Here is a 15,377-nt window from a genome sequence, read left to right as displayed (position 1 = left end):
ATTGGAATGGGTAGTTTTCCGTATTTCGTTATCAGGCAAGGGCTTGGGCGGAGGCCGTTTTTGAAACAGATATTCGCACTTGTCAAAACCATCCGTACAGGCGTATCTTTCAACTTTTAATATCTAAACAGAACCAAACAGAATAAGAAAGGCAATCATCATGAGCAGACCTGTACCCGCCGTGTTCGGCAGCGTCTTCCACGCCCAAATGCCCGTTATCGCCTATAAGGACGGCAAATGGCAGCCGACCGAATGGCAAACTTCCTCAGACCTTACCCTCGCGCCCGGCGCGCATGCCCTGCATTACGGCAGCGAGTGCTTTGAAGGCTTAAAAGCCTTCCGTCAGGCAAACGGCAAAATCGTCTTGTTCCGCCCGACGGCAAACATCGCCCGTATGCAGCAAAGCGCAGACATTTTGCACCTGCCGCGCCCCGAAACCGAAGCCTATTTAAATGCCCTGATCGAATTGGTCAAACGCGCCGCCGAGGAAATTCCCGATGCGCCTGCCGCGCTGTATCTGCGCCCGACGCTCATCGGTACCGACCCCGTTATCGGCAAAGCCGGTTCGCCGTCCGAAACCGCGTTGCTCTATATCCTCGCTTCTCCGGTCGGTGACTATTTCAAAGCCGGTTCGCCCGTGAAGATTTTGGTTGAAACCGAACACATCCGCTGCGCACCGCACATGGGCCGCGTCAAATGCGGCGGCAACTACGCCTCCGCCATGCCTTGGGTGCTGAAAGCAAAAGCCGAACACGGCGCAAACCAAGTCCTGTTCTGCCCGAACGGCGACGTACAGGAAACCGGCGCATCCAACTTTATCCTGATTAAAGGCAACGAAATCATCACCAAACCGTTGACCGATGAATTCCTCCACGGCGTAACCCGCGATTCTGTGCTGACCGTTGCTAAAGACTTGGGCTACACCGTCAGCGAACGCAATTTTACCGTGGACGAACTCAAAGCCGCAGTCGAAGAGGGCGCAGAAGCGATTCTGACCGGTACCGCCGCCGTCATCTCGCCCGTTACTTCTTTCGTTATCGACGGCAAAGAAATCGAAGTGAAGAGCCAAGAGCGTGGCTACGCTTTGCGCAAAGCCTTGACCGACATCCAATACGGTTTGGCAGAAGACAAACATGGCTGGTTGGTTGAAGTGTGCTGATTTGATTTTGTATTGATAGCACGAATCCAAGGTCGTCTGAAAAGAAATTTTCTTTTCAGACGACCTTTTTTATTTTATCGGTGGTTTTTTACGCGGCATTTGGCAAAAAATATTTTGATATTTTGTTTGTTGTTGTGAAAAACAGTCACTCTTCAAACTAAAAAATAAAAAAATTTTATTATTTTTCAGATAATTAAGTTTTTTTAATATTTGCTAAGTTATGAAAATGTAATTATACCAATTCAATATGCTAAAATCATTTCATTACTCGTTTGGTATATTAGTTTGCTAGAAGGCATCGGCAAAAGGGATTTAAATCGATGTTGTAGTGAACTAAATAGATACTCTAGAACTCTGATAGGCTTAGGTTTACGTTTTTTAATATAAAGCTGCATTTAATTTATTAATTTGACATTTCAAGATGACTGTTCCAGGTGAAAACTTTGGAACGACTTTTCCAAAAAGTCAGAAAACGTCGTCTGAAATGATATCGAAATAATTTAAAGATTGGTTTTTGTTTAAAAGGCGAAGGGATTAAAAAAGAGCATTAGGTTTTGAGGTTTTAGAATGAGTAATAATCGTTACGTCTATTTATATGGCGATGGAAACGATTCCAAATCATACAAGCGACATATAAAGATCGCAGAAAAAGGGTAGAAAGCATTGCTTTCTTTGCTTCGGGCGCAAGCCTGCAGCTTTTTAATTAGGGAAAATATATTATGTCATCTAAAACCACGCACTCCTTCTTTAATCTCGGACAAACAAAAGTTCATACTAGAAGTCAAACTTCTCAATCTAATCATGCGGTTGCTAAAAGCCAAGACAATGCCGGCAATGCTCCTTCTGCATTGAACAAATTGATTTACGACCATTCTTTTGGCGGTCTGAATCTGGCAGCCGCCCTGCCTAAGCAATTGAGGGGGCAAGATAAAATTCTCGGTCTGCAGAACACATCCTTTGCCGATAACACTACATCCAAAGTTTCAAAACCTGCGCTGGTTGCTGACCGCAGTAAATTAACCAGCAAAGAAATGGCCATCATGTCTCAGGCTCTCCGCGCTGATGCCGTCGCACGCAAACAGGCTGAAGCTCAAGCAGCCAAAGAGCAGCTCATGGCAAAATACCAAGCTGCAAGACAGGCTGCCGTTGCCGCTGCTGCTGCAAGACATGCAGAAGCTATGGAAAAAGCAAAAGCCGCCGCTGCAGCACGCCAAGCCGAAGCTGTTGAAAAAGCCAAAGCAGCATCGGCTGCAAGACAGGCGGAAGCATTAGAAAAATCAAAAGCCGCGCATGCTGCCAAACAAGCCGAAATTGCGGCTAAAACCAAAGCAATCCTGGCTGAAAAACAAGCTGCCGAGAAAGCGCAACATACCGAAACTGATGTCGCACACAATCAGCAAACCAGCGGTAAAACAGCGTATTCAGCAAACACGGTAACAGTTGCCCACAAACATGAAGACAATCAGGTAAGTGGCAATAAAGAAGCGGCTCGACACAATACGTCCAAACCCAATGCCGCTCATATTGCCAAACAAGCTGAAAATCATGTCGATCAACAAGATGACGTGAAAGAAGAGGAAGTTTTCAACTACACCGTCCATCAATCAAAAGAGTTTGGCAAATACATTAACGTCGATGATTTTGGTGCAGATCCGACAGGCAAAAAAGACAGCTTGGCTGCCATCAAAGCGGCATTGAATGCGGCACACAAAGAAAAAGCCATGCTGTTTATGGACGGCACTTACTATATTTCTGATCAAATTGTTATCAATGGCAATAATTCAGGTGTCAAAGGCATTTTCGGTTCCGGCATGGGTAAGACGCTGATCACATTTGATAAAGCACAAGTAGGCGTGTTCAACCCCAACACCAACCATGATGATATTCGCGCATTTGCCGGTATTTTGGTGGACGGACAAAACCACAAAACGATTGCGAATCTGTCTGTCAAATATACCAATTCGGACTTCTATCGGAAGGGCTTGAGCTACTTCGGAAAAGTGAGCGGCATTTTGGTCAATGATGCCGACCATACTTTAATCAGTAAAGTTGAGGTATCCGGTGCCAACCGTGCAGGTGTGATGTTTACATCGACTGATGCATTGGTTCGTGAAGCAGGTAAGAGCCAAACCTACAAAGCGCGCGTCCAAAGCGGTGAGATCAACGAACAATATGACCATCTTCCTTTGGGTGAGAACAACCGTATTGTCGACTCATATCTGCACCACAACCGTGTTGCCGGTGCGATGGTCGGATACCAAAAGAACTTTGTCGGTGAAGGCAACAGATTGGAGTGGAACGGTCACGAGGCAGATGGCGGTACAGGTTACGGCATGACCGCTATGGCAGGCAGCTACAACTACGGCATTACTTTCCGCAACAACACGACCGACCACAACTACCGTAAAGGTTTGGATGTACACGATGGTACCGGTATTGTTATTGAAAACAACGTGTTAAACGGTGACCGTTTGTATGGTATCGCTGCTTACAACCGCCAATTTTCCATGGATAATGTGAAAATTAAAGGCAACGTCATCACACAAGACCCGAATTTCCGTCTTTATATGGATGATGATTTAGGCAAGCATTACCACATGTATTCCGGTATCCAAGTGCAAACCAATACCCAATTGCGCGATTTGCATACGGCGGATAAAGGTTATTACGACATCAGCGGCAATACCATTAAAAATCTGGCAGTGTATCAAAACAACATCCAAACTTATGGTATTGAATTCCGTAACCATGAAAGCAAAATGGATTACACGCTGAATATTACCGATAACAAAATCGACGGTGATTCCACTAAATACCTGATGGCAGTGATTAACAACACATACGATCATGTCAACAAACACAACGGTATCGGTACGGGCACCATCAATATCAGCGACAATACTGCCAATATCGGAAAAATTGCACCGGGAGCCGTGCCGTTCTACATTGAAGAACACCGTTCAGAAGTCCCCCTGCATGGTTCGGTAACATTGAACAACAACGATATTACTGTTCGTGAAGAGTCAGCCGGTTATCGTGAATTTGCCTATATGCGTACCAATGCCAAAGAGTACAACGTGACCAACAATACCTTGTCCCTCCACGGCAAACTGAACGATGCCATTGTGGATGTCAACAGTACCGGTGACGGCGCAGGAAAAGCCACGTTGAATGTTGCCAACAATACCCTGCATACTGACATCAAAGGTAAACTGTATGCGACTTGGTTGAAACATGAGGCAGATATCGATACCTTTGCCGGCAGCAATACCCATAATGGCGACCAATTGAAAGATGTGAATACAACCGGTAAGGACATCGCGCTTTCTGATGTATTGGGTCATGTGCATAACAAAGTTGAAGCAATCCACGATACTGTTTATGCCAATCATCCGAAATATCCGACTATGATTGATGACCAGGCTTACCATTCCGGCATTTTGTAATGGAGTTTAAAAGGTCGTCTGAAACGGTAAGTTGCCGTTTCAGACGACCTTTTAGCGTTTTTAGAAACCGAACAATCCGATGCTGTTGTCACATTAAATTATTTGTGTTAAAAGTCATTTACATTCCCATTGGATTGTTTTTTTAAGGAACAGTAAATGAAAAAGACGTTTTGTCTAGTATTGGCGGCGGCATTTGGTTTGAGCGCATGCAGCAGCCTTGAAAACAAATCTGCCCATGAAATGATGGCAATTTCCCTTGATCGCGTCTATACGGATGATTACAGCTATAACATTGATAGCGAAGTGAAATTTCATACTTCTACTGCCGAAGCAGGGGTAGCGCCGGAAAGCGAGAAGAAAGCACGTTTGGAAGAGGCGAAGAAGGAACAGGCCGAACTTGACAAACAAGTCAAAGAATTGAACGAAGACGGAATCGAACTTTCTGAAGAAGATCAAACCAAGCTGAAAGAAGCTTTGTTGAACACCGGCGATGATAAATGGTTCCCTGAGATGCTCGACAAATGGCAGGAATATCCGGTTGCCGGACGTTATTTGGAAGGCGTACGTTTGAAATCGCATATCGCAATCGACTTGCCTGCTAAAAAAGCCGAGTGGATTCCTGCCATCTCGATTAACCATCGTAATGAGCAATTACATATCCAATCTCCCATGTTGCTTGATGGTGAAAATCTCAGCCTGACTATTGATCAGCCTTTGCTCAACTCCATGATTATGAGCTTCTTTACGAGCGAAGAGATCCGTAAGCGTTTGGCTGAAGAGCAACCCATCAGCATCCAGCTTAAAGATGAAGAGATGGTAAAAGGTATTCCTTTGCGCCATGCAACAAAGGCGGCATTCAAAGCCTTTATTGAAGCCAGCAAAGCTGCTCCTGCTGAGGCATACCGTCTTGAAAATATGGATGAATTCGGCAAACAAAACAAAGCGAAATACCGTATCCATTACACCCATAAAGACGAATATGACCCACTCTTTATCAACGCTTTCGCTAAAGAATTCAAAAAAGAATTTGATGCTCTGAAGAAAAAACCGGAGGAAGGCTCTACGGCTGAAGGCTACGAGAAAGTTGAAAAATTCTTTGGCGAGTTTATAGACAGTACAAAAGAGAAAGGCATTTCAATGCACTCCGGCTTTGAAAAGATGGTCGGCATGCCTCTCTATTATGACTACTATCTGAATGGAAAAGGCAGATTGTTGGCAACGCGTATTTATACGCAGGTCAACAGCAAAAGCAACACTCAGGCATTGAACATCGTTATGGAAAGTATTTACCACAATTACGGCAAACCCGTATTCAAGTTTAAGCCTGCAAGCGAAAAAGTCATCACCATGAAAGAGTTGATGGCATCCAAATACGGATTGTGGTCGTCGTTGCTTGGTGAATCAGAGGCAGAAACTGATTCCGAAGAAAATACTGAAGAACATTCAGCAACTGAAGAATAATCATCTGCCGACAGGCCGCCGAGATTCTCGAGCGGCCTGCTTATTGCAAATTTGACAGTGTTTACCTACGATGCGCCCTTGGTGCATTTCGTCTGAGTTTTTCAGACGACCTTTTTAAGGAAAACTATGTTTGGAAACTTTGATTTCAGTTATGTGCTGCTTGCTCTTCCTCCCGTGATGCTTTCCTTGGTCATGCGTGAAATTGCGCGCGGCTATGTAGCATATCGCTGCGGCGACCCTACCGCATTGCAATTCGGACGATTAACATTAAATCCGATGGCGCATATCGATTTGATAGGAACCATCGTCGCACCCGCATTGAGCCTGATGCTAACGCCGTTTGTCTATGGCTGGGTACGCCCCATACCGATTAATGCCCGCAATTTTAAGAATGTGCGCAGCGCGCGGAGATGGATTGCCTTGGCAGGTCCGGTCACCAATCTGATTCTGGTGTATATCTGGGGGATGCTCTCGTTTTTAGGTGGAGCTGTCCCTGAGGCGTATGTTGACCCATTAATGATCATGACCCAGTTTGGTATGACAATCAATATAGTTTTGATCGTCATTAACCTGCTTCCGATTTTGCCGCTTGATGGCGGCGTCATTGTTGACTCGTTCCTAAACGCCAAATGGTCTATGAAGTTTCGTCAAATCGAACCTTATGGAACATGGATTGTTTTGGCTTTGCTTCTTACGGGCGCGTTGTCAGGTTTGATTAACTTATTCTCTCTGGTGATAGGGAGCTCAGTCTCTATCTTTACCGCATTGATTTTTGCAGGTATAGCCGACTTAGTAAAATAGCAAGGTGAATGGAAAACAAAGGTCGTCTGAACTTTTTCAGACGACCTTTTTCCCTATCCGTCAAAGTAAATCCCATTGGAAACCCTGCTTAAAAATTGTACAATGGCAACCCTTTCCATACGGCGGTTTGACCATGCGCATCGGCGGCTACATTATCGACAATCCTATTGCACTCGCCCCGATGGCGGGCATTACGGACAAACCGTTCCGCCGACTTTGCCGAGATTTTGGCGCGGGTTGGGCGGTGTGCGAAATGCTGACCAGCGACCCGACGCTTAGAAATACCAAAAAGACCCTGCGCCGCAGCGATTTTGCCGATGAAGGCGGCATCGTTGCCGTCCAAATTGCCGGCAGCGATCCGCAGCAGATGGCGGATGCCGCGCGTTACAACGTCAGTCTGGGGGCGCAGGTTATCGACATCAACATGGGCTGCCCCGCCAAAAAAGTCTGCAACGTTCAAGCCGGCAGTGCGCTGATGCAAAACGAGCCGCTGGTTGCCACCATTCTTGAAGCCGTCGTCCGCGCGGTGGACGTTCCCGTTACCCTTAAAACCCGTTTGGGCTGGCACGACGACCACAAAAACCTGCCTGCCATCGCCCGCATCGCCGAAGATTGCGGCATTGCCGCGCTTGCCGTCCATGGACGCACACGCACGCAAATGTACAAAGGCGAAGCAACTTACGATCTGATTGCCGACACCAAAGGTCGTCTGAAAATCCCCGTCTGGGTCAACGGCGACATCACCTCACCGCAAAAAGCCGCCGCCGTCCTCAAACAAACCGCCGCAGACGGCATCATGATAGGGCGCGGCGCACAAGGCAGGCCGTGGCTCTTTCGCGATTTGAAATATTACGCCGAACACGGCGTTTTGCCGCCTGCCTTGAGCTTGGCAGAATGCAATGCCACCATTTTGAACCACATCCGCGCCATGCACGCGTTTTATGGCGAAGTTGCCGGCGTACGCATCGCCCGCAAACACATCGGCTGGTACATCGACGCCATGCCCGACGGCGAGCAGACGCGCCGCGACATCAACCGCTTGGACAGCGCCGCGGCACAATACGACACCCTTGCCGCCTATCTTGAGACGCTTTCAGAGAAAACCGACCGCTGGGTGTGTGAGTATCGTGAAGGTTAGGGCGTTTCAGACGACCTTTTTATCTTGGGAGAAGTAAATATGAAATTAACGCCGCGTTTACAAAGCTTGGGTATTGCTGCGCTGTTGATGACAGGATACGGTTTTTATGCTTATGACTATAATTGGATAGCCTGTAAATTAATGGATCGCTATTGGAGTGAAGACAAGGGCAGGTGCATTAATCCCGATTGTCGTCAACATGATGCTTGCGGGCAGCATCCAGAAGATACTAAGGCGACATGTGAAACTATCCGACCCGGTGACAGTTTAGATAAGGCTTGGTATGTACTGGGCGAGCCTGGGCGTGAGGAAAACGGGCGTTTCATTTGGACTGGTAAAGCTTCAGGTTATATAGCAGAAATAGAACGTGACGGAGAAAAGGTTGGCAAGATTACCTGCTTTGAGCAGTAGGTTGCGTGAGAAGATGGTTTTAGGAAGTCTTATGTTTCAGTTGTTAAAACGGCTCTTTGCACAAAAACATCAAACTGATTCCATGTTTCCGCGCAATCGTTTTGAACATGTGGATTGGGAGCGGGAATTGACCGGCGCTAGCCGTCGGCTGGTCAATGCTAATGGACATTATGATGAGCAGGGCAGTACGGTCGAATTGGAGCTAAGTGAACGTGCGCACAATATTCTGCTGTATTTTCCCCGTGATAGCGAAACACCATATAGCGAAATTTTGCATTGTCTCAATGGCTGGGACAATCAAATCCAAGCCTCTTTGGAAAAAGAAGCGCAATCGCCTATTCCCAGTATGTATAAAGAAAAGGGATATAGCCGCAAATCTTGGCAACGAACCCGGCAATATCATGTTTGGATAGTGGATTGCGAAGAAAAACCGTATTGCATCCAATACGTTGCCGATCATGTCAATAATTAATTTGTTATCTTTCTTGCTCAAGAAAACGGCACATGGCGGGCATTTTGGGATAGGGAGTTACAGAAACCCGTTGCTGCATAAATCTTACGGCGCATCTCAAAACGAGCAGGGGAGCTAAGGCAGCTTTCTGAAAATTAAATCAGTCAAATATAGTGGATTAAATTTAAACCAGTACGGCGTTGCCTCGCCTTGCCGTACTATTTGTACTGTCTGCGGCTTCGTCGCCTTGTCCTGATTTTTGTTAATCCACTATATATTTCAAACAAATAAACAAACGTCGTCTGAACCCCGTTTCAGACGACCTGTCATCTTTAAAAACAACGAAGGAGGATATGTTATGAAACAACCCATCCCCGATATTGCGCAATGCGTTGAACAGAATTTGCAACAGTATTTCAAAGACTTGAACGGTACGGAGCCTTGCGGCGTGTACGATATGGTGTTGCACCAAGTGGAAAAGCCGATGCTTGCGTGCGTGATGGAACAATGCGGCGGCAATCAGTCCAAAGCGGCGGTGATTTTGGGACTGAACCGCAATACGCTGCGTAAGAAACTGTTGCAGCACGGTTTGCTGGAGGGCTGAGGTCGTCTGAAATGTTCTATCAAGTCCTTGCCTTGATTATTTGGGGCAGTTCGTTTATCGCCGCCAAATATTCCTACGAGATGCTTGATGCCGCGCTGATGGTCGAGGCGCGGCTGCTGATTGCCGCCTTGATGGTGCTGCCTTCCTGTTACCGTCATTTCGGCAAGATTCCGCGCCGCGAGTGGAAGCCCTTGTTGTGGATTGCCTTTATCAATTACGTCGTGGTTTTGCTGCTTCAGTTTATCGGTTTGAAATACACCTCTGCCGCCAGCGCGATTACCATGGTCGGGCTTGAACCTTTGCTGGTAGTTTTTGTCGGGCATTTCTTTTTCAACGACAAAGCGAAAATTTACCACTGGATTTGCGGTGCGGCGGCGTTTGTCGGGATCGGGATGATGGTGTTGGGCGGCGCGGAAGAGGGCGGCGCGGTCGATTGGTTCGGCTGTTTGCTGATTTTGCTTGCCGGAATCGGTTTTGCCGGTGTGATGCGCCCGAGCCGAGAGATGATTGCCCGCATCGGCGCGCCTGCATTTACTTCTGCTTCCATGGCGGCGGCGGCGGTGTTGTGCCTGCCGTTTTCGCTGGTGTTGGCTGAAAGTTATGAAGTACGCTGGTCGTGGGGCGGCGTGTTGTCGGTTTTGTATTTGGGGATCGGATGCAGTTGGCTTGCCTATCTTTTATGGAACAAGGGCATGAACAAAGTCCCTGCCAATGTCTCCGGCCTCTTGATTTCGCTCGAACCCGTCATCGGCGTCATCATGGCGGTACTGATTTTGGGCGAACATTTGTCCGCCGTGTCCGCTTTGGGCGTGTTCATCGTCATCGCCGCGACGTTTGTCGCAGGATGGCTGTCGAACAGAGGAAAGAATGCGTAAGGGGTCGTCTGAAAACGTGTGAATCGGGTTTCAGACGACCTGAGAAGGTACGCAAGTATCTTGTTTTAATGTGGTTTTATAGTGGATTAACTTTAAACCAGTACGGCGTTGCCTCGCCTTGCCGTACTATCTGTACTGTCTGCGGCTTCGTCGCCTTGTCCTGATTTAAATTTAACCACTATAACAATATCAGGAAATTTTCGATGAAATATATGATTGCCCTGTTGCTTGCCGCCTGCCCCGTTTTGGCATCGGCTGCGCCCAATAACGACAAAGCTGCCGTCCCAGCAGCTATTGCCCAGTATTACAACCGACCGCTTGCGGCGCACAACTGTCAGCTTACCGAGCCGCCGAAAGACAGTGAGACAGCATCTGACAATATTATGTATTGTATGAAACCCGTTGCCGACCATAGCGTAACGCGCAACGGCACGCCTACGCGCTATGTGTTGTATACGGGTTTTGCCTACGATATGAAGTACAAATTAAAACAGAACTCGCATGCTTCTTCGGGCTTGGCAGAATTGTTTGTTTTGGAAAAAACAGACGGCAAGTGGGCAATCAAACAGCACGGAAAAGATGAAATCGGCGCATGGGGGGATGTGCCGGAGAATAAGGATTGGCGGTTTGTCCAGATGGGTGAGCAAAACTGGGGCTACACTGTCGAATCAGGCTATACGGGTCAGGGCGAAACGACGACCGGAGAAAATTTCCTGTTTACCGATAACAGCAACCGTGTCCGCCGCAGCTTCATTATCAACGGTAGAGATAATGGCGCATATTATGGCAATTGCGATGTATACAAAGGGCGGGAAAAACGCGATTGTGAAGACCGATATACCAGCATCGATGCGAAAATTGCCTTGGACAAAAGCCATCCTTCAGTCTCAGGCGTTTGGGCATTAAGCGCAACGGTGAAGGGGGTGGATGGTAAAAAACGTTATAAAAATCAGAAATATGCGATTCCTTACAACGGCAAGACACACGTTGCGCCGAAAAGCTATCCGCTCAATGTTAAACATTGAGGCCGTTTGATTTTTTAACGAAACTGCCGAACCCTGTCTCAAAAACAAAATCCCCATGAAACATACGCACAAACTTTGGATAGCCCTCATCCTCGCCGGCATCGTCGGCGGCATGGTCGGCATTGCCTTAACGGAGCTTATGCACTTTATCCAGCACACGGCTTACGGTTACGGCACGGGCGGCGGGCATGTTTCCTTTCGGGAAGGCGTGGTTCAAACGTCGTCTGAACGCCGCGTCCTCGTATTGATTTTGTGTGGTGTCGCGGTGGGGTTCGGCTGGTGGTCGCTCAAACGTTTCGGCAGACCGCAAATCGAAATCAAGGCAGCCTTGAAGCAGCCCTTGCAGGGGCTGCCGTTTTTGACCACCGTTTCCCATGCGCTGCTGCAAATCATCACCGTCGGACTCGGTTCCCCGCTCGGACGCGAAGTCGCCCCGCGTGAAATGACCGCCGCGTTTGCATCCGTCGGCGGCAGGCGTTTGGGTTTGGGCGAAGACGACACGCGCCTGCTGCTCGCCTGCTCGTCAGGTGCAGGTTTGGCGGCGGTCTATAACGTCCCGCTCGCCTCCACGCTCTTTATCCTCGAAGCCATGTTGGGCATTTGGACGCAGCAGGCAGTGGCCGCCGCATTGCTGACTTCCGTCACCGCCACCGCCGTCGCCCGCATCGGCTTGGGCGACGTACAGCAATACCATCCCGCCCATCTCGATGTGAACATCCCGCTGCTGTGGTTTGCCGCCGCCATCGGTCCTGTTTTGGGCGCAACGGCGGTGTGGTTTCAGCGCAGTGCCAAAAAATTTCCCTTCCTCAAGCGCAACGACCCGAAAATCATTCCTTTGGCGATTGCATTATTCGCCCTTATCGGCATCGTTTCCGTTTGGTTTCCCGAAATACTGGGCAACGGCAAGGCGGGCAACCAGCTTACATTCGGCGGCATGACCGACTGGCGGTACAGCTTGGAAATGACCGCCGTCAAATGGTTCGTCGTCCTGCTCGCACTCGCCGCAGGCGCATACGGCGGGCTGATTACCCCGTCCATGATGCTCGGCGGCACCATCGCCTTCGCCGCCGCAGCCGCGTGGAACACCTTCTTCCCTGCCATGTCGTCTGAAAGTGCCGCCGTCATCGGCGCGGCGGCTTTTCTCGGCGTTTCCCTCAAAATGCCCCTGACCGCCATAGTCTTCATCCTCGAACTCACCTACACCCCCGCCGCCCTGCTGATGCCTTTGTGCATCACGATGGCGGGCGCAGTGGCAACGGCAAGGAAAATGGGGTTTGAATAAGCAGGGCGGGGAAAAGGGTCGTCTGAAAACCGTCAGCGCGGATTTTGTCCGAGCTGTCAGCCGCAGGACGGGCGTATCTGAATCGTTAGCCTTATGCAGGTAATAATGACGGAAGGGAACGGCAGAAAGGTCGTCTGAAAATCAATTCAGACGACCTTTTTTCTAGAAAAATTGTCAACAATATTTCCAGAAAACTGCTGCCAAAAAACCGAAACTAGGGGATAATACCGCCCTGAAAATTCATCTCATAATGTTTTGCCAAGATTGAAGACGTATTCTGTCAAACTGACCACCAGTGTCTTCAAACTTGTATAAGGCAGTTGGAAAACTAAGAAAGTAGCTTATTCACTCCCGATTTTATAGAAAGAAACTGTTATGCAAAAAAAAACACCTGATTTTTCTTCTTGCTGCCTTTGCTACTGCGCCTGTGTTGGCAAAACCTATTGTTGTTCAAGAAGCACAACTGCTCGGTAAATGGCAATGCGTTGCCGCCGATAAAACTCCGATGACGTTTATTTTTGGCAGTGAGCAAAAAGTAAGTGTGATTGTGGATATGAATTTTCCTTCACCTGATGATGAAACCTTAGTTTATCGGAATTTTGCAGACGGTACTTGGACGTTGGACGGAGGAAAAATTGTTTTGAATATTAAAATCACCGATGTTCAAAGACAACATAGCACAGCTAAAATTCGCACCATTCTGTGGCGTAAAGTGGATAACGAAATGTTTGCCCAGATGAGAAACGACATTGGTAAATCAGATAAATCGCAAATGCAGGTTAAAAAAATCGGGAATGACAGCCTAAGCGTCCGTATGCAGGGTGATAGACAAGATATGGCTTGCCGTAAGGCGTAAATTTATTGAATTGCCCAAGAGGACATCATCGGAGCTAAACATCTCATCAAATTTTGTTTCATTTTTGCGCTAGCAGCGTGTATCGATTAAACCTTCAAAAAAAGGAATCCCCATGCCTTCCATCAAACGCGCCCTGATCAGCCTGTCCGACAAGACAGGTGCAGTTGAATTTGCCCAAACCCTGCACAAACTCGGTGTCGAAATCCTCTCCACCGGCGGCACGGCGAAGCTGCTTGCCGATGCGGGCGTTCCCGTGATTGAAGTCGCCGACTATACCGGTTTCCCCGAAATGCTCGACGGCCGCGTGAAAACGCTGCATCCGAAAATCCACGGCGGTATTTTGGGCCGGCGCGATTTGGGCGAACACGTCGCCAAGATGGAAGAGCACGGTATCGGCAACATCGACCTCGTGTGCGTCAACCTTTACCCCTTCGCCGCCACCATCGCCAAACCAAACTGCACGCTGGAAGACGCGATTGAAAACATCGACATCGGCGGCCCGACCATGGTGCGCTCCGCCGCGAAAAACTGGAAACACGTCGCCATCGTTACCGACACTGCCGACTTTCCCGGCATCGCCGCCGAAATGGAAGCCAACGGCGGTGCGTTGAGCGACAAAACCCGCTTCAACCTCTCGCGCAAAGCATTCAGCCACACCGCCCAATACGACGGCATGATTTCCAACTACTTAACCTCGCTTTCAGACGACGTCTTGAGCGGCACGCCCAAAATCGGCGAATTCCCCAGCCAGTTCAACCAAAGCTGGATTAAAGTGCAAGACATGCGCTACGGCGAAAACCCGCACCAACGCGCCGCATTTTACCGCGATGTTCATCCCGCCGCAGGCAGCCTCGCCGCATACAAACAACTGCAAGGCAAAGAATTGTCGTACAACAACATCGCCGATGCCGATGCCGCTTGGGAAGCCGTCAAATCCTTCGACGCGCCCGCCTGTGTGATTGTGAAACACGCCAATCCTTGCGGTGTCGCCGTTGCAGCCGATACATTGACCGCCTACAAACTCGCCTACGCCACCGACACCACCAGCGCGTTCGGCGGCATCATCGCCTTCAACCGCGAAGTGGACGGCGAAACCGTCAAACAGATTACCGACAACCAGTTTATGGAAGTCCTGATGGCGCCGAAGTTCACCGCTGAAGCCCTCGAAATCGCCGCCGCCAAGAAAAACGTGCGCGTATTGGAAGTGCCTTTGGAAGCAGGCGCGAACCGCTTTGAACTCAAACGCGTCGGCGGCGGATTATTGGTACAAACGCCCGACATCCACCGCATCAGCCGCGCCGATTTGAAAGTCGTCTCCAAACGCCAACCGACCGAGCAGGAATGGAACGATTTGCTGTTCGTTTGGAACGTCGCAAAATACGTCAAATCCAACGCCATCGTGTTCGGCAAAGGCGGTCAAACCTACGGCATCGGTGCAGGTCAAATGAGCCGCGTGGACAGCACCCGCATCGCCGCCCGCAAAGCGCAGGACGCAGGTTTGGACTTAAACGGCGCGTGTGCCGCTTCGGACGCATTTTTCCCGTTCCGCGACGGCGTGGACGTGATTGCCGAGCAGGGCATCAAAGCCATCATCCACCCCGCAGGCTCGATGCGCGATCAGGAAGTTTTCGACGCGGCAGACGAACACGGCATCGCTATGGTGGTAACGGGTATTCGCCATTTTAGGCATTGATTTTAGTTTGATTAAAACCAAGGTCGTCTGAAATGGGTTTTATGCCTTTTCCTGCTCGATTTTTTCTAGAATGATTCGGTTTAGCAGCTGAAGTGAACCATTTAATCTCTACGCGAAAACGCGCAACACGGGTAGAACTGTGTTGCGCGTTTTATTTGTTTGGGGCTGTGGCGGT

The 15,377-nt window shown here is 48.9% G+C and carries 13 protein-coding genes; all 13 read left to right on the top strand.

What is annotated here, in order from left to right:
* Positions 1-160 precede the first annotated feature (160 nt).
* Complete coding sequence (gene ilvE / locus DBZ16_RS05335; RefSeq protein ID WP_107813219.1) at positions 161-1,159, top strand: branched-chain-amino-acid transaminase; 999 nt, start codon at positions 161-163, stop codon at positions 1,157-1,159.
* 719 nt (positions 1,160-1,878) lie between these two features.
* Positions 1,879-4,605, top strand: a complete 2,727-nt coding sequence (locus tag DBZ16_RS05330; protein WP_107813218.1) for a right-handed parallel beta-helix repeat-containing protein — start codon at positions 1,879-1,881, stop codon at positions 4,603-4,605.
* A gap of 156 nt (positions 4,606-4,761) precedes the next feature.
* Positions 4,762-6,066, top strand: coding sequence for an RNA polymerase subunit sigma (locus DBZ16_RS05325; RefSeq protein WP_107813217.1), 1,305 nt, complete (start codon positions 4,762-4,764; stop codon positions 6,064-6,066).
* Between the two features lie 126 nt (positions 6,067-6,192).
* Positions 6,193-6,867, top strand: a complete 675-nt coding sequence (locus DBZ16_RS05320; RefSeq protein WP_107813216.1) for a site-2 protease family protein — start codon at positions 6,193-6,195, stop codon at positions 6,865-6,867.
* A 133-nt stretch (positions 6,868-7,000) separates the two neighbouring features.
* The gene (gene dusB, locus DBZ16_RS05315) at positions 7,001-8,005 is read left to right on the top strand and encodes a tRNA dihydrouridine synthase DusB (protein ID WP_107813215.1); all 1,005 of its coding nucleotides are present in this window, start codon (positions 7,001-7,003) and stop codon (positions 8,003-8,005) included.
* 39 nt (positions 8,006-8,044) lie between these two features.
* Positions 8,045-8,416: a toxin gene (locus DBZ16_RS05310; protein ID WP_107813214.1), complete on the top strand. Its 372-nt coding sequence runs from the start codon at positions 8,045-8,047 to the stop codon at positions 8,414-8,416.
* Between the two features lie 31 nt (positions 8,417-8,447).
* Positions 8,448-8,888 (top strand): hypothetical protein, encoded by a 441-nt coding sequence (locus tag DBZ16_RS05305; RefSeq protein ID WP_107813213.1) that lies wholly within the window; start codon positions 8,448-8,450, stop codon positions 8,886-8,888.
* A gap of 337 nt (positions 8,889-9,225) precedes the next feature.
* Positions 9,226-9,471: a Fis family transcriptional regulator gene (locus DBZ16_RS05295; protein WP_016686672.1), complete on the top strand. Its 246-nt coding sequence runs from the start codon at positions 9,226-9,228 to the stop codon at positions 9,469-9,471.
* Between the two features lie 11 nt (positions 9,472-9,482).
* The gene (locus tag DBZ16_RS05290) at positions 9,483-10,346 is read left to right on the top strand and encodes a DMT family transporter (RefSeq protein WP_107813212.1); all 864 of its coding nucleotides are present in this window, start codon (positions 9,483-9,485) and stop codon (positions 10,344-10,346) included.
* A gap of 203 nt (positions 10,347-10,549) precedes the next feature.
* Entirely contained in the window at positions 10,550-11,371 is an 822-nt protein-coding gene (locus DBZ16_RS05285) for a hypothetical protein (protein ID WP_107813211.1), read from the top strand.
* A 55-nt stretch (positions 11,372-11,426) separates the two neighbouring features.
* Positions 11,427-12,653 carry a chloride channel protein gene (locus DBZ16_RS05280; protein ID WP_167390264.1) on the top strand — a complete coding sequence of 409 codons (1,227 nt, stop codon included), beginning with the start codon at positions 11,427-11,429 and terminating at the stop codon, positions 12,651-12,653.
* A 427-nt stretch (positions 12,654-13,080) separates the two neighbouring features.
* Positions 13,081-13,509, top strand: a complete 429-nt coding sequence (locus DBZ16_RS05275) for a hypothetical protein (protein ID WP_205836778.1) — start codon at positions 13,081-13,083, stop codon at positions 13,507-13,509.
* Between the two features lie 112 nt (positions 13,510-13,621).
* On the top strand, positions 13,622-15,202 hold the full coding sequence (gene purH, locus DBZ16_RS05270) for a bifunctional phosphoribosylaminoimidazolecarboxamide formyltransferase/IMP cyclohydrolase (protein WP_107813209.1): 1,581 nt from the start codon (positions 13,622-13,624) through the stop codon (positions 15,200-15,202).
* Positions 15,203-15,377 lie beyond the last annotated feature (175 nt).

The organism is Neisseria sicca, assembly GCF_003044565.1.
Taxonomy (GTDB): domain Bacteria; phylum Pseudomonadota; class Gammaproteobacteria; order Burkholderiales; family Neisseriaceae; genus Neisseria; species Neisseria sicca_A.
The sequence above is the reverse complement of the archived record's forward strand: the minus strand, read 5'-3'. Positions and strand labels throughout refer to the sequence as shown.